This window comes from Paraburkholderia bengalensis, from assembly GCF_037126505.1.
Classification (GTDB): Bacteria; Pseudomonadota; Gammaproteobacteria; order Burkholderiales; family Burkholderiaceae; genus Paraburkholderia; species Paraburkholderia bengalensis.
On sequence record NZ_JACFYJ010000066.1, the window covers coordinates 1 to 22,061 of the forward strand.

Below are 22,061 nucleotides of genomic sequence, written 5' to 3' on the forward strand. Positions count from 1 at the left end.
TGCGGGCATCCGCTCTTTGCCTCTGGTTTATTGGCGTTGCCCCTGTGCGGGGCGGCACCTACTTTTCTTTGCCGCGGCAAAGAAAAGTAGGCAAAAGAAGGCCGCTCACACCGCCAGCCTTTGACATTCGCCCACGGGCTCTCAACCTCCCCACCCTTCACGCGGCAACGTAGTCATCCACGTTCGTTGCCACCGTTCTCTCCATGCGCCTCACCCGCTTCACGCACCCGTAAAAGAGCTAACCGCGTCAGTGGATCGATGTCCACATGCGGCAAACTATGTGTAGGTTGTCCCGCCGTTGAGGGCCGCGCACGGACGAAAACCATCGCGCACCGAGGGTTTCCCGCGTGGCGCGACGGCCGACACAGAGTTTGCCGCATGACGGCCTATACCAATCAGCGCGGCTGTTTGCTGTACGGGTGTACGAACGGGTGAGGCGCTGTTCAGCGCGCTGGCCACTCACGCGAGCCGAAGCGGAAATGAGCGAATGACGGGGGCGTTGAGAGCCCGTGGGTAACGGGTCAAGCGGCTCGGTATGCGCCGCTTTCTTTTGCCTACTTTTCTTTGCCGCTGCAAAGAAAAGTAGGTGCCGCCCCGCACAGGGGCAACGCCAATAAACCAGAGACAAAAAGCGGATGCCAGCGATGCAAACCCCACGGCGTCGCAGACAAAACACAAAACCATCAAGACTGCACATCCCCAAACGCCCCACGCAAACCCGCCTCGACGAGCGCGGGCAGCTCATCCATATGCTGCATGATCCGCGTGATGCCCATATTGCGCAGCACGTCGGCATAGCCATCAGGAATATGACTCGCGCCGACAAACGCAATCGTCATCATCCCAGCCGCGCGCGCCGCGTTCAAACCGGCAACGCTGTCTTCCACGACCACGCACCGCGCGGGTTCGACATTCAACTGCTGTGCGGCAAACAGATACACGTCGGGGTAAGGCTTCGGACGCGCCACCTGTTCCGCGCTGAACACCCGCGTGCCGAAAATCCCGGCGAGTCCCGCGCGTCGCACGGATGCACTGACGCGCGCCATCCGGCTGTTCGACACCACGGCCGCCGGCAACGGCACGCGCTGCAAGGCGTCGCGCACGCCGCTGATCGCCGACAGTGACGACGCAAGCTCCGCTTCGACGTTGGCCTCGACGGTCTGCAGAAAGTCAGCGGGAAGACGAATGTCGAACGCCGCTTCGACGCTCTCCAGAAAACGTGACGTCTGCTGACCAAACGCGGTCTTGCAGATCTCGTGGAAATCGAGCGTGGGGAAGGTGGCCGCAAGCGTGTCGTGCATCACGCGGTCGGCGATGACTTCGCTGTCGACGAGCACGCCGTCGCAGTCGCAAATGAGATGGTCGATCATGCGGAAAACGAAGGAAGGGCGCGCCCGCAAGCCACTCGAACGCGGGCTGAAAACGACATGATACGTGCTTTGACGCCCGGCGCGGGAGACCGGTCGGGCGTTGCGCGGCGCGGTTAGTGCACGGAATCACATCACACGATCACGGCGTGTCCGCCCATGCCTTCGCCGCGCGCACTGCGCGCTGCCAGCCGGCGAGACAGGCGGACGCCTGGTCCGCGGGCATCGAAGGCGAGAAGCGATGCTCGAGCTTCCATTGGCTTTGCAATGCGTCGATGTCTTTCCAGTAGCCCGTCGCCAGACCCGCGAGATACGCGGCGCCGAGCGCCGTCGTCTCGCTGACTTTGGGTCGCACGGCATCGACGCCGAGAATGTCGGCCTGGAATTGCATCAGCAGATTGTTCGCGCACGCGCCGCCGTCCACGCGCAGTTCGTCGATGTGGATGCCCGAGTCGGCTTCCATCGCCTTCAGCACGTCGACGGATTGATACGCAATCGAATCGAGCGCCGCGCGCGCGATGTGCGCCGACGTCGTGCCGCGCGTCACGCCGAACAGCGTGCCGCGCGCCCGTGCGTTCCAGTGCGGCGCGCCGAGGCCCGCGAAGGCGGGCACCAGATACACGCCGTCGCAATGCTCGACGCTGCGCGCGAGTGTCTCGATCTCCGCCGCGCTGCGAATGATGCCGAGCCCGTCGCGCAGCCATTGCACGACGGCTCCCGCGATGAAGATGCTGCCTTCGAGCGCATAGTTGACCTGATCGCCGATCTGCCAGGCGATCGTCGTGACGAGATTGTTCTTCGATTCGATCGGCTTCGTGCCCGTGTTCATCACGAGAAAGCAGCCGGTTCCATAAGTGTTCTTCACCATGCCGGAGCGCGTGCACATCTGGCCGAATAGCGCGGCGTGCTGATCGCCCGCGATGCCCGCAAGCGGAATCTTCGACGCGAATACGGTTGTTTTGGTCGGCCCATACACTTCGGACGACGGCCGCACTTCGGGCAGCATGCTGCGCGGAATGTCGAGCGCGTCGAGCAGTTCGTCGTCCCACTGCAGCGTGTGGATGTTGAAGAGCATCGTGCGCGACGCGTTCGTCACGTCGGTGATGTGCAGCCCGTGCTTCGTGAAATTCCACACGAGCCAGCTATCGACGGTACCGAACGCGAGCTTGCCTTGCTTCGCCTTCTCGCGCGCGCCTTCGACGTTATCCAGAATCCAGCGGATCTTGGTCGCGGAGAAATATGAGTCGATCGGCAAGCCGGTCCTGGCGCGAACCTTTTCTTCGAGGCCTTGCGCTTTCAGCTGGTCGCAGAAGTCGGCCGTGCGCCGGTCCTGCCAGACGATCGCGTTGTAGACGGGATGACCCGTTTCGCGGTCCCAGACGATGGTCGTCTCGCGCTGGTTCGTGATGCCGATCGCCGCGATCGACGTGCCGTTCAATCCGGCGTGCGTGACGGCTTCGGCGGCGACGCCTGCCTGCGTCGCCCAGATTTCCTGCGGATCATGCTCGACCCAGCCCGGATGCGGATAGATCTGCTGAAATTCCTTCTGCGCAACCGAGACGACATTGCCGTCGCGATCGAACAGCATCGCGCGCGAACTCGTGGTGCCCTGGTCTAGCGCCAGGATGTACTGATCCTGCATCGTCTCATCTCCATGCGTTTTTTATCGGACCGGCGCGGCGGCGCGCCCGGTTCAGGCGAAAAGAATGTGCTGTCGCCGATTGTTGCATGCGCCGCGGCGGCGCGGGGCAATCGCGCGCGCCGGCGCATGTCGGCGTGCGTGCGCGGAAACGGCTCAGGCGTGCTGCTTCGCCGTGGCGCGCGTGAACCACGCGTCGATGTCGTGCGTGACGCGCTCGAGCGTGCCGGGCTCGACGTGCAGGCCGAGCTTCGAGCGCCGCCATAACACGTCGTGTGCCGTTGTCGCCCATTCGGTTTCGCGCAGATAGCGCAATTCGGCTTCGTACAGGCCGGGCGCGAACGGCTGGCCGAGTTCGTCGAGCGAACGCGCGGCACCGATCACACGCGACGCGCGCGTGCCATACGCGCGCGCATAGCGGCGCGCGAGACCGGCGGGAAGCCAGCCGTGCTGCTGCGCGAACTGCGACGCGAAGCGCTCGAAATTCGCATGCTCGATATCGCCGCCCGGCAACGGCGCGCCTGCTGTCCACGCCGGCTTGCCGTGCTGCAACGCGCGCGCGAGTTCATCGACGGCTTCTTCCGCGAGCTTGCGAAACGTCGTGATCTTGCCGCCGAACACCGACAGCAACGGCGCATCGCCTGCGGGCGCGTCGAGTTCGAGCCGATAGTCGCGCGTCACGGCGGACGGGTTGTCGGCGTTCTCGTCCTCCAGCAGCGGACGCACTCCGGAGTAAGTCCAGACCACGTCGCGCGGTGCAATGTGATGCTTGAAGTAGCGGTTGATCGAGTCGCACAGGTACTGCGTTTCGGCGGCGTCAATCGCGACTTTCGACGGATCACCCTGATACTCGAGATCGGTCGTGCCGATCAGCGTGAAGTCGCGCTCATACGGGATCGCGAAAATGATGCGCTTGTCGGGGTTCTGGAAGATGTACGCGTGATCGTGCTCGAACAGCTTGCGCGTGACGATGTGGCTGCCCTTCACGAGGCGCACGCTGTAGTTCGCTTCGCGTCCGCGCGACAGCGGGCCGCGCAGCAGTTCGCCGACCCACGGGCCCGCTGCGTTCGCGACCGACCGGGCGCGCACGGTGAGGGCGGCGCCGTCCGCGCGTTGCAACTGCGCGTGCCACTCGCCGTTTATGCGCGTCGCGCTGATGAGCTTCGTGCGCGTCAGAATGACGGCGCCGTGCTCGCACGCGTCGAGCGCATTCAACACCACGAGGCGCGCGTCGTCGACCCAGCCGTCCGAATAGACGAAGCCGCGTGTGATCGAATCGACGAGCGGCTTGCCGGCGGGATGCTTGCGCATGTCGATGCCGCGCGAACCCGGCAGCAGTTCGCGGCGCGCGAGGTGATCGTAGAGAAAGAGCCCCGCGCGGATCAGCCACGCGGGCCGCAGATCGGGCATGTGCGGCATCACGAAGCGCAGCGGCCACATGATGTGCGGCGCCGCGCGCAGCAGTGTTTCGCGTTCCTGCAGCGCCTTGCGCACGAGTCCGAACTCGCGGTACTCGAGATAGCGCAGGCCGCCATGTATCAGCTTGGTGCTGGCCGACGACGTGTGCGCGGCCAGGTCGTCCTGTTCGCACAGCAGCACGGACAGGCCGCGGCCCGCCGCGTCGCGCGCGATGCCCGCGCCGTTGATCCCGCCGCCGACGACGAGCAGGTCGTATGTTGAGTCTTGCGTCACCGGGGGTGCCCCTTGACGGAGAAAACAGGTTGGAGAAGCGGAGTCATACGAAATCGTAATGTTCGTTTTCGAAACTTTAATGAACATATTCGAAAAAGTAAAGTTCGACTCGCGCGCGGTGAGCGCGCGTTTTCGCTCGCCGTCGAGTTGCGGATGGCGACGCCAGGATGACGCGCGACGGCGGCGAATGGCATCATTTATGGGGCGAGACGAAACTTCCGGCGACCGGCCGGAAGGCAGCATCACGAGGTGAATCCCATGCGTGGACTCTGGAAGACGAGCGCGGCAGCGCTGTCGATTGCGGTGGCGCTCACGGCCTGCGTCAGCACGCCGAGCCTGAACGGTACGCTGGGCGCGCCGTCGTTCGCGGACCTGCAGTCAATGTGCGGCGCCCAGCCCGCCGATTACGGCAGCGACGCGCAGTCTGTCTATGTGACGCTGTTCGATGCGTATGTGGCGAACCGGCGCGGCGGGCTATCGAAGGCGGATTACTGCGCATTCCAGACGTCGATTGCGCAGCGCTATGCCGCGCTGGGCGCGAGCGGCGATCCGGCGGCGCGCAATCAGTGGGTCGAGTACTTCAACGCGCAGCGCGTGAAGGCGCTGAGCTGGCGCGCGGCTGTCGACCCGACGCTCCGAAGCGGCTGAGCGCCGCGCCGTTCAGCGGACGGCGAACACGAAAGTCCCAGAAACATAAAGACGGCCAGGCGGGCGAAGCCGCGTGACCGTCCAGGCGCCCGTGCACTGGCGTGTCCGTTGCGAACACGCCGACGGCCGCAGGAAGACGACCGGCAAACGGGTAGATTCGATCGTTCGCCGTCAGGAAAAGCGCTTGATAGCCCGCAGAGCCGTGTCGCCGGATTCCGTGATCCGCCATTGGTGCAAGCCCGACGCGAGTTTTTCGAGCTCCACGAGCTGCCGTTCGAGCAGCGCGTCGAGTTCTTCGCGTTCCATGTCGACCTGGTTGGGGGCGTCTTTGACGAGCAACAACGTGGCGAATTCATGCGGACTCAGCATCGTTTCTCTCCGTGTCAAGCTACTCGGTTTGCCTTGGCGCCAGCCGACGGCCCTGCCGGTTGGCGGAGGACCCGCCGGGCGGTTGTCCCCACGGGTCAGGCCTGAAGTTTTGCTCTCATCCCCGCGTGTCCGGCGCATTCCGCCCGGTCTGAAAACCGTTTAAGGACGTTGGGGAACTGGAGTGTAGTCAATGCCAGCCGGAAGTCCAAATCGGCCCCAGTAAATTTTCCCGTTGACAGCAATGCGCGCGAGCGGCGGTCTGGCAAGAACGCCAGATCCTTGATTTCACTGGAGGTTTTGCGTGCGCTGCAGCATGGCGGAAAACGTCAAGCGGGGGTTTCCGCCCGCCATGCGCCGATGCCGCGCGTCAGTCGGCGATATAGACCTGGGTGCCCGAGTTGGCCAGCGTTTCCGTCATGTCGGCGGGCGGCGGGGCGTCGGTGAAGAGGGAGTCGATCTGGTTCAGATGCCCCTGGCGCACGAGCGCCGGGCGGCCGAATTTCGAATGATCGGCGGCCAGAAAGACGGTGCGCGAATGCTCCATGATCGCCTCGGCGACGCGCACCTCGCGCGTGTCAAAGTCGCGCAGCGTGCCGTCCGTTTCGATGCTCGACGTGCCGATGATCGCGAAATCCACCTTGAACTGGCGAATGAAGTCGATCGCCAGTTCGCCGACGATGCCCTTGTCCCACGGACGCACGATGCCGCCCGTCACCAGCACCTCGCAGTCGGGATAGCCGCTCATCATGCTCGCGACGTTGAGGTTGTTCGTGATCACACGCAGCCCGCGATGACGGTTCAGCGCACGCGCGACCTCTTCCGTTGTCGTACCGAGGTTGATGAACAACGAGGCCTGATCGGGAATGTGCGTCGCGACCAGCGTCGCAATGCGACGCTTTTCATCATGGAACATCCTCTGCCGTGCGCTGTATGAGACGTTTTCGGAACTGGTCGGCAGACTGGCGCCGCCGTGGTAGCGGCGCAGCAAGTTCATGTCGGCGAGCCAGTTGACGTCGCGCCGGATCGTCTGCGGCGTCACGTCGAAGTGCGCGGCGAGGTCGTCGACCGTGACGAAGCCGTCGCGTTGCACCCACTCCAGCAGTTCCTGTTGACGCGCATTAAGCGTGAGGCGGGGGTCTCGTGTCATGGTGTTGTTGTGGTCGCCGCGCGGGAAGCGGTCGAGGGTTGGCCTGGCCGTATTGTAAGACGTTCGTCGCCGCCGTCGTCGGCCGCTGCGGACGGCGGCATTGTTCGCACGTTTGAACGTCTGTCGAAAGGCGGGACCGTGCGGCCCGAACTGGCCCGGGCGCTCGAATCGGCCGGCTTTGCGCCGGCTTGCGCATTCGCACGGTGATTCTACCGTTGGCGCGGAACTGCGCCGTTTCGGCACGGTCTGTGCTGAGTCATCTGCGAAGTTGCAAAGCAGCGGCTAAGATGAAGTTAAAAATTCAGTGTTGCAAGCCACTGTAGATGTCATGGGCGGCGGTCGACCCGGACGGCATTGGGTTCAGCCCGCGCTCGCGGCGCTACGGTTTTCGGAGCGAACTTTTATGCACAACGAGGCTGGCCACGTGATGCCCTGGCGCATCGAGGATATCGATCTCACCCGCATCGACCGTCAACGCGCGGTCGCCAACGAAGACCTGTTGCTGCTGCTGTGCGCGGCGTCGTTCATCGAGAGCGGCACCGACCTCTACACGAGCAATCTCAGCAAGTTCTTCAATGGCGATCCCGAGGTGTCCGCCTGGCTCAACCATGAATGGGAGCCCGAAGAGATGCAGCATGGCCGCGCGCTAAAGGCGTATATCGCGCACGTGTGGCCGGAATTCGATTGGGACACGGCGTTCAGCAACTTCTTCGAAGAGTATTCGAAGACCTGCAATGTCGAAGACTTCGAGAAGACGCGGGCGCTGGAGATGGTCGCGCGCTGCGTCGTGGAGACGGGCACGGCCACGCTGTATCGCGCGATCGGCGAATGTTCGGACGAGCCCGTGCTGAAGCAAATCACCGACAACATCCGAACGGACGAAGTCCGTCATTACAAGCACTTTTTCAAGTACTTCAAGAAGTACAACAAGATCGAAGGCAACGGACGTCTCGCCGTGCTCGGCGCGCTGATGCGTCGCGTGATGGAAATCAAGAACGAAGATTCGGAGATCGCGCTGCGTCACGTGTTCGCGATCCGCTATCCGGAGCGCGTCAATGATCCCGCCTACAACCGCGACAAGGCCTCGCGCGTGAACCGGCTCGTGCGTCACAACCTGTCCGCCGACATGTGTGTGAAGATGCTGCTCAAGCCGCTCGATCTGCCGGCGAAGATCCAGCCCGGCGTCCATTACCCGCTCGCGAAGATCACGCAGCACGTGTTCTTCCGCTGAACGCGGCAGATCGCTGAAAGACGGATGGCCCGCTGCGCGCGGGCCATCTGCATTGCGCGCGCGGCATGAGGGGGCCCGCGCGAACGACAATGGAGGACACGCACATGACATCGTCAACGGGCTCGCAGCGCGCACTCGATCAACAGGTGTTCGACGAGTGGCCCATCGAATTGCGCGCACTGTTCGACGGCGCAGCGCTTGCATCGAAAGTCGGCTTCACGGCCTCGCTGTTGACGACGGATGCAAGCGGCACGCATCTGCGCACGTCGCTGCTCGGCATCGGGGAACTGTATGCGCCTGACTCGCGCACGCTGTGCATCGCGTTATGGCCGCAATCGCGCGCGACGCAGGCGATTGCGCGCAACGGCCGGGCGGCGCTGACGTTCGTATTCGATGAGGCTTTCTATCAGGTACAACTCGCGCTCACGCGCGTGAACGCCGACGAGGCGGAACTCGCCTGTTTCGCAGGGGCGATCGAATCCGGAGAATCGCAGCGTGTGCCCTATGCACGGCTGACATCGGGGATCACGTTCGAACTGGGAGCGGGGAAGGACGCGGTGCTCGAGCGCTGGGCGCAGCAGGTCGAGTGGCTGAAGAAAGCCGCCGGCGGCGCGGCGGCTGGCAGGTAACGGTAGATGCCCGTTCAGGAGCGCGGGCATCCCATTTCAGTGCACTGTGGATTACGCGTCAGTTGCCGCGTTGACCACCGCGCGATGCGTCCCGGCGCGGCTGGCCGCCACCGAGTAGTGCACCCGGATTGCCGTTGCGCGGCTTGCGCTGCGCATGCGGCGTGTGCGAAGCGCCGTCGTGCGCGGCGGCACGCGGCTTGTCCTGATGACGCGGGTTGTCGTTGCGCGCATGCGCGGGCTTGGGCGCTTGCGGCTTGGCGTGCTGCTTCGGCTTGTCACCTGACGTGCGCGGGCCGCGCGCTGCGCCTTGATTCGCGTTGGCGGAACCTTCGCGCTTTGGTTGCTCGCGGCCTTGACGCTGGCCTTGTCCGGCAGTGTGCCCCTGGCGCGGCTGACGTCCGCCGCCGCCTTGCCCGCGACGCTGGATCGGCTCGGGCTTCGCATTCGGGTCCGGCTCGAAACCTGCGATCACCTCTTGGGGCACGGCGCGCTTGATGAGCTTCTCGATGTCCTTCAGCAGTTGCAGCTCGTCGACGCACACCAGTGAAATTGCCTCGCCCGTCGCGCCCGCGCGGCCCGTGCGGCCAATGCGGTGCACGTAGTCTTCCGGCACGTTGGGCAGATCGAAGTTGACGACGTGGGGCAACTGGTCGATATCGATGCCGCGCGCGGCGATGTCGGTCGCCACCAGCACCTGCAGCGTGCCGTCCTTGAACTCCGACAGTGCGCGCGTGCGTGCCGACTGGCTCTTGTTGCCGTGAATGGCGAGCGCGCTGATGCCGTCCTTCGTCAGCTGTTCGGCGAGACGGTTCGCACCGTGCTTCGTGCGCGTGAACACGAGCACCTGGAACCAGTTGTGACGCTTGATCAGATGCGTGAGCAACTCGCGCTTGCGATCGCGGTCGACAGGGTGAATCTTCTGCGCGACTGTCTCCGCCGTCGTGTTGCGACGCGCGACTTCGATCAGCGCGGGCGAGTCGAGCAGGCTGTCGGCGAGCGACTTGATCTCGTCGGAGAAAGTGGCCGAGAACAGCAGGTTCTGGCGCTTCGGCGGCAGCTTCGCGAGCACGCGCTTGATGTCGTGAATGAAGCCCATGTCGAGCATGCGGTCGGCCTCGTCGAGCACGAGAATTTCCAGATGCGACAGGTCGATGGTCTTCTGCTGCATGTGATCGAGCAGACGCCCAGGCGTGGCGACGACGATATCGACGCCGCGCCGCAGTGCGTCGATCTGCGGATTGATGCCGACACCGCCGAACATCACCGTGGACTTCAGCTTCAGATACTTGCCGTACGCGCGCACGCTTTCTTCGACCTGCGCGGCGAGTTCGCGCGTGGGCGTGAGGATCAGCGCGCGAACGACGCGCTTGCCGCCCGGTGCGGGCGGCATCGTCAGCAGGCGTTGCAGGATGGGCAGCGTGAAGCCCGCCGTTTTGCCGGTGCCCGTCTGGGCGCCCGCCAGCAGGTCGCCGCCGTTGAGCACGGCGGGAATGGCTTGCTGCTGGATCGGTGTCGGCGATGTGTAGCCGAGTTCGTTGACTGCGCGGACCAGCTGTTCGGACAAGCCGAGGGAATCAAAAGACATAAAAACTCTTTGCAATGCAATTGTGCGAACGGATTGAACGCAGCCATCAGGCGCGTTCGCGGGCGATTCGCATAATCGCTCGCCCGACAGTCACCGTTCGCGGAGAAATCGGCGGCACGCGCAGTGCGTGCCGAATTGCTCGACGCGCTATGCAGACACGTCGACTGGCATTAAGTTGCATCCGCCGCCGCGCGCCTCATGCGACATAACGCGCGACGCTGACGAACTGACACAGACTGCCGGCGAGTACGAACAGGTGCCAGATGCCGTGTCCGTGCCGGATGCGCTCGTCGTTGATGAAGAAATAGATGCCCGCGCTATAGATGAGCCCGCCTGCGAGCAGCCAGGCCGTGCCCGCGGCCGGCAACGCAGTGACCAGCGGGCGGACGGCAACGAGCGCGAGCCATCCCATCAGCACATAAAGCACCATCGATACGCTGCGGGTGCGTCGCCCGAGCGTCAGTTCCTGCATGATACCGAGCGCGGCCAGACCCCAGCTCACGCCGAACAGCGACCAACCCCACGGACCACGCAGCGTGACCAGCGTGAACGGCGTGTAGCTGCCCGCGATCAGCAGATAAATCGCGGAGTGATCGCACTTCTGCAAGATCGCCTTCAGACGCGGACCACTCACGCTGTGGTACAGCGTCGAGATGCCGTACAGCGCACAGAGCATGGCGCCGTAGACGCTGAAGCTCACCACCTTGTACGCATCGCCGTCGAGCGCGCCCATCGTCACGAGCGTCGCCAGCCCCGCCACCGACAGTACGGCGCCGACGAGGTGAGTGATGCTGTTCAGACGCTCTCCGACATGCACGCTACTCTCTCCTACATGATGCCCACATCATCCGACATGCGACACGGGACTCACGGTCCGATATGTCGACTGTCCGATACGCCGGCGATGAGACTTTGCGACTACGGTTCTGCAAAAAGCGAAGGGCGCGGCCGCGATAACCGCAGGCCGCGCCCCTAACGACCAGACGACGCTCAGTCGAGCGGCGCCGAACGCAGATCGGACACTTGTTGCGGCGATACAGCCGAACCGTGGTTGCCCCACGACTGACGGATGTACGTCACGACGGCGGCCACTTCCTGATTCGACAGCGCCTGCGCGAACGGCGGCATGCCAAACGGCTTCGGATTGCCGCCCGTGCTCGGCGGATAGCCGCCGTTCAGCACCATGCGAATCGGGTTGACGGCCGACGGCATCTGGATCGACGGGTTGTTCGCCAGCGGCGGATACGCCGGCGGCCGGCCCAGACCGTTTGCCTCATGGCACTTCGCGCAGTTGTCAGCGTAGATCTTCTGACCTTGCTTCAAGAGTTCGCTGCCGAACTGTTGCGACGTTTCCAGTTGCAGATGTTCGGGCGCCTCGTCCTTTTGCGGAATCGTCTTCAGGTACGTGGACATCGCGTGGATGTCTTCGTCCGTCATGTACTGCAGGCTGTTGTGAACCACTTCGGCCATCGGACCGAACACCGCGCCGCGCTGCGACACGCCCGTCTTCAACAGATCGGAGATGTCCTTGATGTCCCAGTCGCCGAGGCCGGCTTCCTTGTTCGACGTCAACGAAGGCGCATACCAGTTCTGCAGCGGAATCAGACCGCCCGCGAATGCCGCCGAGTTGACCGGGCCGCCCATCGCGTTGATCGACGTGTGGCACATGCCGCAGTGGCCGAGGCCTTCGATCAGATACGCGCCACGGTTCCATTCTACCGATTTGGTGGGATCGGGTTTGTACTCGCCTTCACGGAAGAACAGCGTACGCCAGCCGATCAGCAGATTGCGGTTGTTGAACGGGAACTTCAGCTCGTGCGGACGGCTCGGTACGGAGACGGGCGGAATCGAGCGCAGGTAGGCATAGATCGCATCGGCGTCGGCGCGCGTGACCTTCGTGTAGCTCGTGAACGGGAAGCCCGGATAGAGCAGGCTGCCGTCTTTCGAGCGGCCCGTGTGCATCGCGCGATAGAAGTCGTCCTGCGTCCACTTGCCGATGCCGTACTGGTCGTCAGGCGTGATGTTCGGCGTGAACATCGTGCCGAACGGCGTCAGCATGGGCAGGCCGCCGGCGAATTCCTTGCCGCCGCGCACCGTATGGCAGGCGATACAGTCGCCGGCGCGGGCTAGGTATTCGCCCTTCTTGATCAGATCCGCCTGATCGGCTGGCGTGGCGGCGACGGCCGTGCCGTTGTGCAGGTAGTCGCTGCCCGACCACAGGACGGGAACGAGCGCGGCGGCCGCAACCAGGACGACAGCCGAAAGCGCGAACAAAGACTTGCGTTTCATTGTTTGTCTCTCCCGGTGCCTTATTGCGGTTCGCTGCCGCAGGCAAGCGGAGTCTTCAACGATTTGGCGGGCGCCGGCACAGGGTTCTGCGGCGCTTGCTGCGTGGAGAGCCACGCGGCGACTGCGTTCACGTCGGCGTCCGTCAGACGCGTGGCGATCGTGTGCATGCAGTCAGGCTCGATGGCATGGCGCGAACCCGAACGCCACGCGCCCAGCTGCGCGCTGATGTAGTCCATATGCAGGCCGACCAGACCGGGGATGGCCGGCTCCATGCCCGTCAGCAGCTTGCCGTGGCATGCCGCGCAAGCAGGGATCTGCCGCGACGCGTCGCCGTTCAGCACGATTTCCTTGCCGCGCGCGAGCGTTGCGTCGGACACCGTGGGCTTCGACGGCGTCGGATACGGCGGACGCTGCTGCGAGAAGTAAGTCGCGATGTCGTGAAGGTAGTCGTCCGAGAGATACGTGACGAGGTAGTTCATCGGCGGATAACGGCGGCGGCCTTCACGGAAGTTCTTCAACTGGTTGAAGAGATACTCGGCCGGCTTGCCCGCGAGACGCGGAAAGTAGTCGTTGTCGGTGCCCTGGCCTTTCGATCCGTGGCACGCCGTGCAGCCTTGCACGCGCGCTTCCATCGTGTCCGGAGCCTGGGGCTGGGTTTGCGCTTTCGCAGCGCTCAATACGCCTGCGCACCCGATCAACACCAGGGCGAGCAACGGGCGGAAAATGCGTCTTGAAGACACGCGTGACTCCATCATTATCGGGGACTGGCCGAACTTCGAACGGATCGGTGTGTGCAGCGCGATAAAGCTGCAGACGCTGCGCGGCGACGCAGCATTCTATCATCGCTGGCTAATGGTGACTATTTGCCACACGCGACGAAAATCCCTCCTGACGCGCCTCGGCGACACCGCAGATGCGACAAGTTGACGCAATCGTCGGTCATCTTGCCGGCAACGGCTCAGGGCTGCAACCGAGGGTCGGCCTGGCGATAGCGCTTCCAACTATTTTAAGATTGCGCATTTTGCGCGGACGTCGACTGTCGCTTCGTTGCATCGCCCCTGTTCCTGTTTTGAGCCGGTTCGTGTAGGGCTTCGCACCCGCCATGCCCGACCCCATGCTTTGCGGTCGTTGAACCGAGCCATTGAACTCAGTGATTGAACTGAGCGGGCGCAGGCATATCGAAGCGTACTATCCCGACCGTCCCTGTACGTTTGATCGTTTCACTTTCAGCCAGCCTATGACTTTCTCCCTGCTTTCCCGTTTGCCGCTTCGCTGGCTCGCGGCATCTGGCGTGTCGCTCGCCGTCGCGTCGAACGCCTTGGCCCATGCCAATCCCACCTTGCGCGAGCCCGCGCCCAACGCCGAAGTCGCCGCGCCTGCCAGCGTGACGATCCGGTTCAGCGAGCCGCTCGAACCGGCGTTCAGCAAGATCGCGCTCGTCGGTGCCGATGGCAAGCAGGCCGCGTCCACGGCTTCCACCGTCGATGCCGCGGACCACAACACCATGCATCTCGCGCTGTCGACGCTCGCGCCGGGGCGCTACACCGTGCAATGGGCGGCCGTCGCCGAAGATGGACATCGGACGAAAGGCAGCTACGCCTTTACCGTCAAATGAGCATCGACGGATTGTGGATCGGGCAGGTCTCGATGGCCGCGCTCATGAACGTTGCGTTTGCGTTTGCCGTCGGCGCGGCGCTGCTCGGCGCGTGGCTCGCCAACGACGCCCAGTCGAGCATCGCGCCCGCGCGTCCCGCGTGGTTGCGCGCGCAGCGGTCGATGCAGGTTTCCGCGCTCGTGCTGGTGGTGGCCGATCTGGGCTGGCTGCTTTATCAGGCGGCCGAAATGGCGGGCGTGCGTTTGCCCGCAGCATTCGGCGTCGTGCCGACGATGTTGTCGCAGACGCACGTCGGCTTTGGCTGGAGCATCGCTTTCGCGGGCGCGCTGATGTTGCTGATCGTTTCGTTCGCAGGACAGACCAATGTATTGCGCAACGCGCTGCTGTGGCTCGCCGTGATCGCGATTGCGGGCGGCAAGGCGTCGCTCGGGCACGCGGCCGACGCGGGCGTGGCATCGGCGGCCATCGGCATGCATACGCTGCACGTGCTCACGACGGCCGTCTGGGGCGGGCTCGTGCTCGCGGGCGGGTTGTCGGTGCTGCCCGCGCTGGGTGCGTCCGTCGCGCGCGGCGTGCTGATCCGCACGGCGACGCAGTTGTCAAACGTATCGCTCGTTGCCGTCGCGCTCGTCATGCTCACGGGCGTGTTCAACGCGGCGCGAGGCTCGGGCAATTCATTCGCGACGATCGAAACGAGCACCTGGGGGCATGTGCTGCTGCTCAAGCTTGCGCTTGTCGCACTCGCGCTCGTGCTTGGGGGGCTGAACCGTTTCGCGGCGCTTCCCAGATTGCGCCGCACGGCATCGACGATGGATGCGCACACGTTCGCGAACCTGCTGTATCTCGAGGCACTCGCGATGCTCGGTATCTTCGCTGCCGCGGCCGTCCTGTCGCATAGCGTGCCGGGGTATGCGGCGCTCGGCTAGACGCGCGAGGCTCTGTGGCGACGCGCTCGGCGAGCACGCAACAAAGTGCCGCATACGGCCGGGTGCGTGGCGCGCTATCGTCGGCTTGGCCGGCTTGCGGCGCTTCTCGACAACGTGCCGCGTGGCCGATACGCGCCGCTGACGTAACGTCGTTGCCGAAACCACGGAGCGCCAGCGGATCATCCAATGACAAGCGCCGCCCGCAGGCGGCGCTTGTGTCTCAATCGCGCTAACGCAGGCTGCGGCTTACCACTCGGCGACGCTGCCGTCCGCGTGACGCCAGACCGGGTTGCGCCAGCGGTGGCCGATCTTCGCCATCTCGCGCACCTTGTCTTCGTTCACGTCGATGCCGAGACCCGGACGTTGCGGAATCGACACGAAACCGTCTTCGTACTTGAAGACCTCCGGATTCCTGATGTAGTCGAGCAGGTCGTTGCCCTGGTTGTAGTGGATGCCGAGGCTCTGTTCCTGGATGAACGCGTTGTAGCTGACGGCGTCGATCTGCAGACACGTGGCGAGCGCGATCGGGCCGAGCGGGCAGTGCAGCGCGAGCGCGACGTCGTAGGCTTCCGCCATCGACGCGATCTTGCGGCACTCCGTGATGCCGCCCGCGTGCGACGCATCCGGCTGGATGATGTCGACGTAGCCGCCCGCGAGAATGTGCTTGAAGTCCCAGCGCGAGTACAGACGCTCGCCGAGCGCAATAGGCGTGCTCGTCTGGTTGACGATGTCGCGCAGCGCTTCGACGTTTTCCGACAGCACGGGCTCTTCGATGAACATCAGCTTGAACGGATCGAGTTCCTTCGCTAGCACCTTCGCCATCGGCTTGTGCACGCGGCCGTGGAAGTCCACGCCGATGCCGACGTTCGGGCCGACCGCTTCACGCACGGCCGCGACGTTGTTGATGACGCCTTGCACCTTGTCGAAGGTGTCGATGATCTGCAGTTCTTCCGAACCGTTCATCTTCACCGCCTTGAACCCGCGCTCGACCACCGCGCGCGCATTGTTCGCGACGTCGCTCGGACGGTCGCCGCCGATCCACGAATAGACCTTGATACGGTCGCGCACCTGACCGCCGAGCAGCGTGTGCACGGGCACGCCGTGGAATTTGCCCTTGATGTCCCACAGCGCCTGATCGACGCCCGCAATCGCGCTCATCGAAATCGGGCCGCCGCGATAGAAACCCGCGCGGTACATGACCTGCCAGTGGTCTTCGATGTTGCGCGGGTCTTTGCCGAGCAGATAGTCGGACAGTTCGTCGACGGCGGCGGCGACCGTGTGCGCGCGGCCTTCGACAACCGGCTCGCCCCAGCCGACGATGCCTTCGTCGGTCTCGATCTTCACGAAACACCAGCGCGGCGGAACGATGAATGTCTCGATTTTGGTGATCTTCATGGGACGTCTCCTTTGCGTGCAAAAAGCCGATTGCGGTATGAGCACCGCGCCGAGGCGTTCGTCCCGATATCGGGACGCGGGCGGTGCACCGTTGAGGAGCCACATCCTACAACAAAACCGCCTATAAATACTATTAATAGTATTATTCGAGCGAAGGTTTCATGCCGGCGACATTAGGGTTCGAGGACGTGATCGCCGATAATCGCCAGTTCCAAACGCATCAGGAGAATCGACATTCAGCGAGATCTGCACGGCCGCGTCGCGTATCTGCTAGGCACCGCCATCCTGCGCGGCGATTACGCGCCCGAATCCGTTCTGCCGCGCGAAGCGGAGTTGATGGAGACCTTTGGTGTCAGCCGCACCGTGCTGCGTGAGGCGCTGCGCACGCTGACGTCGAAAGGGCTGATTGAATCGCGGCCGCGCGTGGGCACGCGCGTGCGTCCGAAGCCCGCGTGGAATCTGCTGGACGCCGATCTGCTCGACTGGTATTCGCGGGTCGCGCCCGCGATGGATTTCGCGCTGAAGCTGCAGGAAATGCGCGAGATGATCGAGCCCTACGCCGCCGCGCTCGCGGCCGCTTCGCATGGCGACGCGACGTTCGCCGCGCTCGACGCCGCGCATGCCGCGATGGTAGCGGCCCGCAATGTCGACGAATGGGTGCGCGCCGATCTGCAGTTTCACCTCAGCGTGCTGAGCGCCTGCAGCAATGAGTTGCTGATTCCGCTCGGCACGTTGATCGAGCGGACGCTGGAAGCGCAGTTGCGGCTGAACGCAAGACGCGCGGATGTGTTCAACGCGTCGCTTGGCGAGCACACGGCCGTGTTCGAGGCGATTCGCGATCGCGACGCGCCCCGCGCGCGCCACGCGATGGAGACGCTGCTGGGCGTGACGCGCGGGCGCATCGAAGGCTGAATGCGTTGGCGGGCTAGTCCATCGCCGCGTGCGCGACCGATTCGTCGGGCGCTTTGCGTGACGGGCGAATCAGCAGCACGAGCGGTATCACGGCCAGGGTCGCGACGAACATCAGCTTGAAGTCGTTCAGATACGCAATCATCGCGGCCTGCTGCGTAATCGACAGATCGAGCACGGCCATGTTCATCCGCGAACCGGCGGCGAGCATCGGCTGAACCATCGGATTGAACGCCGTCACGTTCGCGGCGAGATCCGAGTGCGAGACCTGCGTGTTGCGCGTGAGCAGCGTCTGCACGATCGAAATGCCGATACTGCTGCCGATGTTGCGCATCAGGCTGTACGTGGCCGTGCCGTCGGCGCGCAGCGCGGGTGCGAGCGTCGAGAACGTCAGCGCGCTCAGCGGCACGAACACGAGACCGAGCCCGAAGCCCTGGATCACGCCCGGCCAAACGATGTCCGAGGCCGACAGCACGATCGTGTACTGCATCATCTGCCACAGCGCGAACGCCGACACGATAAAGCCGGCGAGCAGCATCAGGCGCGCATCGACGTGCTTGAGCAGCCGTCCCGCGAACAGCATCGCGATCATCGTGCCCGCGCCGCTCGGCGCCGTGACGAGGCCCGTCGTCGCGACGGGATAGTTCATCAGGTTCTGCAGCATCGGCGGCAGCAAGGCGCGCGTCGCGTACATCACCGCGCCGATGATGAAGATAAAGAACGTGCCCGTCGCGAAGTTGCGGTCCTTCAGCAGTTCGTACTTGAAGAACGACGTCTTGCCGACCGTCGCCGTATGCGCGATGAAAAACGCGAAGCTGATCGACGCGATCAGCGCCTCGATCACGATTTCATGCGAGCCGAACCAGTCGAGCTGTTCGCCGCGGTCGAGCATCGCCTGCAAGGCGCCGATGGCGAGACCGAGCGTCGCGAAGCCGAACGCGTCGAACTTCGCGTCGTGCTTCGGCTCGCGCGTCGGCAGGAAGGTCAGCACGCCGAACAACGCGAACGCGCCAATCGGCACGTTGATGAAGAACACCCAGCGCCAGTTGTAGCTGTCAGTGAGCCAGCCGCCGAGCGTCGGGCCGAGGATCGGGCCGACCATCACGCCCATGCCCCATACGGCCATCGCCTGACCCTGTTTTTCGCGCGGATTGATGTCGAGCAGGATCGACTGAGACAGCGGCACGAGCGACGCGCCGAAGATGCCCTGCAATAGCCGTGACGCGACGATCTGCGTGAGCGTCTCGGACAGCCCGCACAGCGCCGACGCGAGCGTGAAGCCGCCGATCGCGAACATCAGCAGGCGCTTGACGCTCAGGCGGTCGGACAGCCAGCCCGTGAGCGGCGTGGCGATCGCGGCGGCCACGATGTACGACGTCAGCACCCACGTGATCTCATCCTGCGACGCTGACAGGCTGCCCTGCATGTGCGGCAGCGCGACGTTCGCGATGGTGCTGTCGAGCGTCTGCATCAGCGTCGCGAGCATGATCGCGATCGTGATCATCGGACGGTTCAGCTCGACGGCGGCGGGCTTGGCTAACGGCAAATCGGAGGCCATGACGCGAAGTCTTGAAAAATAATAAGCATGCTTATTGTATAGCCGGTCGCCTTTCAGGGATACGCTGAATTTGCCGACTGGTTTACGCTGCGCCTTGCGGCCCGATGACGGGCGTCCTCTTCATATAATCGTGCGATGAAAACCCATTTTGACGAGCGCTTCGGCTTTCTTATTTCGGACGTCGGCAGGCTGGTCGGCAAGCGGTTCGACGATCTTGCGCGGCTGTCGGTCGATCTCACGCGCGCGCAATGTCGTGCGCTCGCGTATCTGTCGTTCTACGGCGACATCAACCAGGCGCGGCTCGCGGATCTGCTCGAAGTCGCGCCGATTTCGGCGGGCCGCTTGCTGGACCGGATGGAAGAGGGCGGCTGGATCGAGCGAATCGGCAATCCGCGCGACAGGCGCGAGAAGCAGATCCGTTTGACGGAGAAGGCCGAGCGGTCGCTGGATGCCGCGAAGAAGGTTGGCGACCACGTCGCCGCCGAAGGGTTGGACGGACTGAGCGACGAGGAGACGAAGCAGCTGATCGCGCTGCTGCAGAAGGTGCGGGCGAATCTGACGCGGATCGTGGAGCGGTGAGTTTGCGGCTGCGCCGCCTGCGGGCTGGTCGGCGTTCGTGTTGGGTCGCCCACCGCCCCAGCGTGCCTGTCACCCTATGTCAGACGACTGCCGACGGCGCTTCCTTTTGCAACTCGGCAATCCGCAACCGGTTTTCATCGCCCCATGCGCAAAGCGGCTTCAACGCTCGCGCCAAAGAATGACCAAATGGGGTCATTTCGTAATCCACCTTGGGCGGAACCGTCTGGTAGTCGCGGCGAGTGATCACGCCGTCGTCCGCAAGCTCGCGTAACTGCTGAATCAGGACTTTCTCGCTGATGCCCGTCACGAGCCGCTTCAGTTCGCCAAATCGACGGGGGCCATGGTTCAGGTGAAACAAAACGAGCGGTTTCCACTTTCCGCCGATAACCGTCAACGCGACCTCTAACCCGCAGCTGTCCGAACGCAGTTCCATCCAAACACCTCATACTTACCTTTAGGTAGGTACTATCTTATCAGAATGTGCCGTTCCATAATGCGACCACGAAACGTAATTGGAGTGTCGAGATGGGTAGGCTTACAGGGAAGGTTGTACTGGTCACTGGCGCGAACAGCGGTATCGGTCTCGCGATCGCAAAGCGCTTCGCCGCGGAGGGCGCGCGTGTTTTCATGACTGGCCGTCGTCAGGAAGAACTGGACACGGCAGTGGCTGAGGTCGGCGGTAACGCGCGAGGCGTCCAGGGGGACATATCGAATCTCGCAGACCTCGACCGCCTCTATGCCACTATCCGCGAAGAAGCGGGTGTCATCGATGTCCTGGTTGCGAACGCTGGCGGTGGCGAGTTTGCCGCGCTCGGCAATATCACCGAAGAGCATTTCGACAAGACGTTCGCGATTAACGTAAAAGGGACGCTCTTCACCGTACAGAAGGCCCTGCCGCTGCTCAAGGATGGCGCATCGATCGTGCTCACGGGCTCGACGGCAGCCGTCACCGGCATCCCCGCATTTAGCGTCTACAGCGCAAGCAAGGCGGCCATCCGTAACTTCGCACGCGGCTGGATTCTGGACCTTGCGCCGCGCAAGATTCGCGTGAACGTACTGGCGCCTGGGTCGACGTCGACGCCGGGTTGGCATAACCTGGCACCGTCGAATGACGTGCACGATGGGATGGTGAGCGCGGTACAAGCGACCACACCGCTCGGGCGTCTGGGTGATCCTGACGAGACCGCCAGTGCTGCACTATTCCTCGCCTCCGATGAAAGCAGTTTCGTCAACGGAAGCGAACTGTTTGTCGACGGCGGTTCGGCGCAGATTTAGCTTGCAGCGGGGTTGCCGTCCGAATCTTTGGACGCGCGTGTCAGACGTCAATGCAAAAAGCCATCGGTTCCTGACGCTTTCGAGCAAGGGCCGATGGAGTATCCCCAGACTCACGAAACAAAACGGCGTGAAGCTGGCTTCATCTTTTTTGGATGAATTCGCGTCGACGGTGTTTGCCGTTTGCCGTTTGCCGCGTCGTGATTTCGCCCGCACTCATATCAGGAAAATTGGGTCTGCCGGCTCTCGCTGTGGCGGGTGCGGGCATCATGCAAGTCGTCTGCAACATTTGGCGCGCTTGTCTCCGAAATTGCATATATGCGTTCGGTGCGAGTCACTCTGCAACTGCGTCGATACTCGCTGAATCGCGCCCATTTCCGTGCGATTCCGGCTGTCGGATTTCTGTCCACCACGAACGCGCTGAGGCGCTTAACAGCGATGGGAGCATCGCTCGACGATTTGAAACCGGGTTCGTCGGGCAACCAAAAATACAGGCGGCGATAGGTTCGTCGCCTCCTGTTTTGCTTTAGAGGTCCAGACAGAACAATAGGGAGTCGCGGTCAGGGTAGTCATACACGATAGGTGCTTCGGACTTATCTATCTGGCGGAAGCCCTTCTTGCGATAGAACGCGTGTGACCGGCTAGCAACGGATGGCGTATCCAGGATGATGGTCTTCACGCCTTTCTGGTCTGCGAATGCGAGCAGCTTGTCAAATAAGCCGGCCGCGACGCCGGCCCCGCGATAGCCATCCTTGACAAAGAATTTCTTAAGGACAGCGACGGCCTCAGTCTCGCGTTGAAGCCCAATGGAGCCAATAACGTCGGCCGACTCGTCGACTGCGACCCAAAATCCGCCGCCAGTCTTCAGGTAATTTGATTCGATAGCGAGAAGGTCGGGTTGCTGCTCGATCGATATGTCGAGACCCGCTTCGATGTTTTGTATGGTCAGAATCAGGTCGATGACCCCATCCTTGAATTCGGGGCGGTAATCGACGATGTTCCACTTATTGTCTTGCTTGAAAGCTGGCACAGTGTGGCTCCATGGTTGTCGCTGTTGCGAGGTATGTATGTCGTTCATCTACCTCGGGCGTGGGCGCAGTCTATAGAAACGGCCGCCGCGTCTATAGAACGTCCTTGCGTTGCAATTGCAAGTTGCTTGCGGCTTCGCCGAAGCCGTGTAGTGGCAATCCAGTGGCAACGCCACCGCTTTT

21 protein-coding genes are annotated in these 22,061 nt (G+C 63.3%); 8 read left to right on the forward strand and 13 right to left on the reverse strand.

Annotation, left to right across the window (positions count from 1 at the left end):
- Positions 1–683 precede the first annotated feature (683 nt).
- The 3 genes from H3V53_RS29755 to glpD all read right to left on the reverse strand — a co-directional run bounded on the left by H3V53_RS29755 (position 684) and on the right by glpD (position 4,698).
- On the reverse strand, positions 684–1,370 hold the full coding sequence (locus tag H3V53_RS29755) for an HAD family hydrolase (protein ID WP_336600934.1): 687 nt from the start codon (positions 1,368–1,370) through the stop codon (positions 684–686).
- 139 nt (positions 1,371–1,509) lie between these two features.
- The gene (glpK, locus tag H3V53_RS29760; protein ID WP_336600935.1) at positions 1,510–3,009 is read right to left on the reverse strand and encodes a glycerol kinase GlpK; all 1,500 of its coding nucleotides are present in this window, start codon (positions 3,007–3,009) and stop codon (positions 1,510–1,512) included.
- Positions 3,010–3,162: 153 nt separating this feature from the next.
- Positions 3,163–4,698 carry a glycerol-3-phosphate dehydrogenase gene (glpD, locus tag H3V53_RS29765; RefSeq protein WP_336600936.1) on the reverse strand — a complete coding sequence of 512 codons (1,536 nt, stop codon included), beginning with the start codon at positions 4,696–4,698 and terminating at the stop codon, positions 3,163–3,165.
- Between the two features lie 258 nt (positions 4,699–4,956).
- Here glpD and H3V53_RS29770 point away from each other — a divergent pair, with 258 nt between their 5' ends.
- A complete protein-coding gene (locus H3V53_RS29770) occupies positions 4,957–5,346 on the forward strand; it encodes a hypothetical protein (protein WP_336600937.1) in 390 nt (129 codons plus the stop codon).
- A 171-nt stretch (positions 5,347–5,517) separates the two neighbouring features.
- Here the strand turns inward: H3V53_RS29770 and H3V53_RS29775 are convergent, their stop codons facing one another.
- Together H3V53_RS29775 and H3V53_RS29780 are read right to left on the reverse strand one after the other, a co-directional pair.
- Complete coding sequence (locus tag H3V53_RS29775) at positions 5,518–5,715, reverse strand: hypothetical protein (RefSeq protein WP_054917204.1); 198 nt, start codon at positions 5,713–5,715, stop codon at positions 5,518–5,520.
- A gap of 367 nt (positions 5,716–6,082) precedes the next feature.
- Positions 6,083–6,862 carry a DeoR family transcriptional regulator gene (locus H3V53_RS29780; protein WP_054917201.1) on the reverse strand — a complete coding sequence of 260 codons (780 nt, stop codon included), beginning with the start codon at positions 6,860–6,862 and terminating at the stop codon, positions 6,083–6,085.
- Between the two features lie 403 nt (positions 6,863–7,265).
- On the opposite strand from H3V53_RS29780, the gene H3V53_RS29785 reads away from it, so the two are divergent.
- On the forward strand, positions 7,266–8,093 hold the full coding sequence (locus tag H3V53_RS29785; RefSeq protein ID WP_054917195.1) for an acyl-ACP desaturase: 828 nt from the start codon (positions 7,266–7,268) through the stop codon (positions 8,091–8,093).
- A gap of 104 nt (positions 8,094–8,197) precedes the next feature.
- Positions 8,198–8,722, forward strand: a complete 525-nt coding sequence (locus H3V53_RS29790) for a hypothetical protein (RefSeq protein ID WP_336600938.1) — start codon at positions 8,198–8,200, stop codon at positions 8,720–8,722.
- 58 nt (positions 8,723–8,780) lie between these two features.
- On the opposite strand, the gene H3V53_RS29795 is transcribed toward H3V53_RS29790, so the two are convergent.
- The 4 genes from H3V53_RS29795 to H3V53_RS29810 form a co-directional block, all read right to left on the reverse strand.
- Positions 8,781–10,307 carry a DEAD/DEAH box helicase gene (locus H3V53_RS29795; protein ID WP_336600939.1) on the reverse strand — a complete coding sequence of 509 codons (1,527 nt, stop codon included), beginning with the start codon at positions 10,305–10,307 and terminating at the stop codon, positions 8,781–8,783.
- 196 nt (positions 10,308–10,503) lie between these two features.
- Positions 10,504–11,124, reverse strand: coding sequence for a PAQR family membrane homeostasis protein TrhA (trhA, locus tag H3V53_RS29800; RefSeq protein WP_336600940.1), 621 nt, complete (start codon positions 11,122–11,124; stop codon positions 10,504–10,506).
- Positions 11,125–11,297: 173 nt separating this feature from the next.
- Entirely contained in the window at positions 11,298–12,596 is a 1,299-nt protein-coding gene (locus H3V53_RS29805) for a cytochrome c (RefSeq protein ID WP_336600941.1), read from the reverse strand.
- A 20-nt stretch (positions 12,597–12,616) separates the two neighbouring features.
- Positions 12,617–13,348, reverse strand: a complete 732-nt coding sequence (locus H3V53_RS29810; RefSeq protein ID WP_054917182.1) for a c-type cytochrome — start codon at positions 13,346–13,348, stop codon at positions 12,617–12,619.
- A gap of 485 nt (positions 13,349–13,833) precedes the next feature.
- Between H3V53_RS29810 and copC the strand changes: the two genes are divergently transcribed.
- Positions 13,834–14,211, forward strand: coding sequence for a copper homeostasis periplasmic binding protein CopC (gene copC / locus H3V53_RS29815; RefSeq protein ID WP_336600942.1), 378 nt, complete (start codon positions 13,834–13,836; stop codon positions 14,209–14,211).
- Entirely contained in the window at positions 14,208–15,137 is a 930-nt protein-coding gene (locus tag H3V53_RS29820) for a CopD family protein (protein ID WP_336600943.1), read from the forward strand. The genes copC and H3V53_RS29820 overlap by 4 nt, the downstream gene beginning before the upstream one ends.
- A gap of 246 nt (positions 15,138–15,383) precedes the next feature.
- On the opposite strand, the gene dgoD is transcribed toward H3V53_RS29820, so the two are convergent.
- The gene (dgoD, locus tag H3V53_RS29825) at positions 15,384–16,532 is read right to left on the reverse strand and encodes a galactonate dehydratase (RefSeq protein WP_336600944.1); all 1,149 of its coding nucleotides are present in this window, start codon (positions 16,530–16,532) and stop codon (positions 15,384–15,386) included.
- Positions 16,533–16,751: 219 nt separating this feature from the next.
- On the opposite strand from dgoD, the gene H3V53_RS29830 reads away from it, so the two are divergent.
- Positions 16,752–17,444, forward strand: a complete 693-nt coding sequence (locus H3V53_RS29830) for a FadR/GntR family transcriptional regulator (RefSeq protein WP_336600966.1) — start codon at positions 16,752–16,754, stop codon at positions 17,442–17,444.
- 13 nt (positions 17,445–17,457) lie between these two features.
- On the opposite strand, the gene H3V53_RS29835 is transcribed toward H3V53_RS29830, so the two are convergent.
- Entirely contained in the window at positions 17,458–18,999 is a 1,542-nt protein-coding gene (locus H3V53_RS29835; protein ID WP_336600945.1) for a DHA2 family efflux MFS transporter permease subunit, read from the reverse strand.
- A 135-nt stretch (positions 19,000–19,134) separates the two neighbouring features.
- On the opposite strand from H3V53_RS29835, the gene H3V53_RS29840 reads away from it, so the two are divergent.
- A complete protein-coding gene (locus H3V53_RS29840; protein WP_336600946.1) occupies positions 19,135–19,578 on the forward strand; it encodes a MarR family winged helix-turn-helix transcriptional regulator in 444 nt (147 codons plus the stop codon).
- Between the two features lie 79 nt (positions 19,579–19,657).
- Here H3V53_RS29840 and H3V53_RS29845 read toward each other — a convergent pair whose 3' ends face one another.
- A complete protein-coding gene (locus tag H3V53_RS29845) occupies positions 19,658–20,011 on the reverse strand; it encodes a winged helix-turn-helix transcriptional regulator (protein ID WP_336600947.1) in 354 nt (117 codons plus the stop codon).
- A 92-nt stretch (positions 20,012–20,103) separates the two neighbouring features.
- Between H3V53_RS29845 and H3V53_RS29850 the strand changes: the two genes are divergently transcribed.
- Positions 20,104–20,853 carry an SDR family NAD(P)-dependent oxidoreductase gene (locus tag H3V53_RS29850; protein ID WP_336600967.1) on the forward strand — a complete coding sequence of 250 codons (750 nt, stop codon included), beginning with the start codon at positions 20,104–20,106 and terminating at the stop codon, positions 20,851–20,853.
- Positions 20,854–21,376: 523 nt separating this feature from the next.
- Here H3V53_RS29850 and H3V53_RS29855 read toward each other — a convergent pair.
- Complete coding sequence (locus tag H3V53_RS29855) at positions 21,377–21,880, reverse strand: GNAT family N-acetyltransferase (RefSeq protein ID WP_336600948.1); 504 nt, start codon at positions 21,878–21,880, stop codon at positions 21,377–21,379.
- Positions 21,881–22,061 lie beyond the last annotated feature (181 nt).

Coding starts and splice junctions, on each gene's coding strand:
- H3V53_RS29755 (WP_336600934.1), bottom strand. CDS start 1,370: ATGATCGACCATCTCATTTGCGACTGCGACGGCGTGCTCGTCGACAGC.
- glpK (WP_336600935.1), bottom strand. CDS start 3,009: ATGCAGGATCAGTACATCCTGGCGCTAGACCAGGGCACCACGAGTTCG.
- H3V53_RS29770 (WP_336600937.1), top strand. CDS start 4,957: ATGCGTGGACTCTGGAAGACGAGCGCGGCAGCGCTGTCGATTGCGGTG.
- H3V53_RS29775 (WP_054917204.1), bottom strand. CDS start 5,715: ATGCTGAGTCCGCATGAATTCGCCACGTTGTTGCTCGTCAAAGACGCC.
- H3V53_RS29780 (WP_054917201.1), bottom strand. CDS start 6,862: ATGACACGAGACCCCCGCCTCACGCTTAATGCGCGTCAACAGGAACTG.
- H3V53_RS29785 (WP_054917195.1), top strand. CDS start 7,266: ATGCACAACGAGGCTGGCCACGTGATGCCCTGGCGCATCGAGGATATC.
- H3V53_RS29790 (WP_336600938.1), top strand. CDS start 8,198: ATGACATCGTCAACGGGCTCGCAGCGCGCACTCGATCAACAGGTGTTC.
- H3V53_RS29795 (WP_336600939.1), bottom strand. CDS start 10,307: ATGTCTTTTGATTCCCTCGGCTTGTCCGAACAGCTGGTCCGCGCAGTC.
- H3V53_RS29805 (WP_336600941.1), bottom strand. CDS start 12,596: ATGAAACGCAAGTCTTTGTTCGCGCTTTCGGCTGTCGTCCTGGTTGCG.
- H3V53_RS29810 (WP_054917182.1), bottom strand. CDS start 13,348: ATGGAGTCACGCGTGTCTTCAAGACGCATTTTCCGCCCGTTGCTCGCC.
- copC (WP_336600942.1), top strand. CDS start 13,834: ATGACTTTCTCCCTGCTTTCCCGTTTGCCGCTTCGCTGGCTCGCGGCA.
- H3V53_RS29820 (WP_336600943.1), top strand. CDS start 14,208: ATGAGCATCGACGGATTGTGGATCGGGCAGGTCTCGATGGCCGCGCTC.
- dgoD (WP_336600944.1), bottom strand. CDS start 16,532: ATGAAGATCACCAAAATCGAGACATTCATCGTTCCGCCGCGCTGGTGT.
- H3V53_RS29835 (WP_336600945.1), bottom strand. CDS start 18,999: ATGGCCTCCGATTTGCCGTTAGCCAAGCCCGCCGCCGTCGAGCTGAAC.
- H3V53_RS29840 (WP_336600946.1), top strand. CDS start 19,135: ATGAAAACCCATTTTGACGAGCGCTTCGGCTTTCTTATTTCGGACGTC.
- H3V53_RS29845 (WP_336600947.1), bottom strand. CDS start 20,011: ATGGAACTGCGTTCGGACAGCTGCGGGTTAGAGGTCGCGTTGACGGTT.
- H3V53_RS29850 (WP_336600967.1), top strand. CDS start 20,104: ATGGGTAGGCTTACAGGGAAGGTTGTACTGGTCACTGGCGCGAACAGC.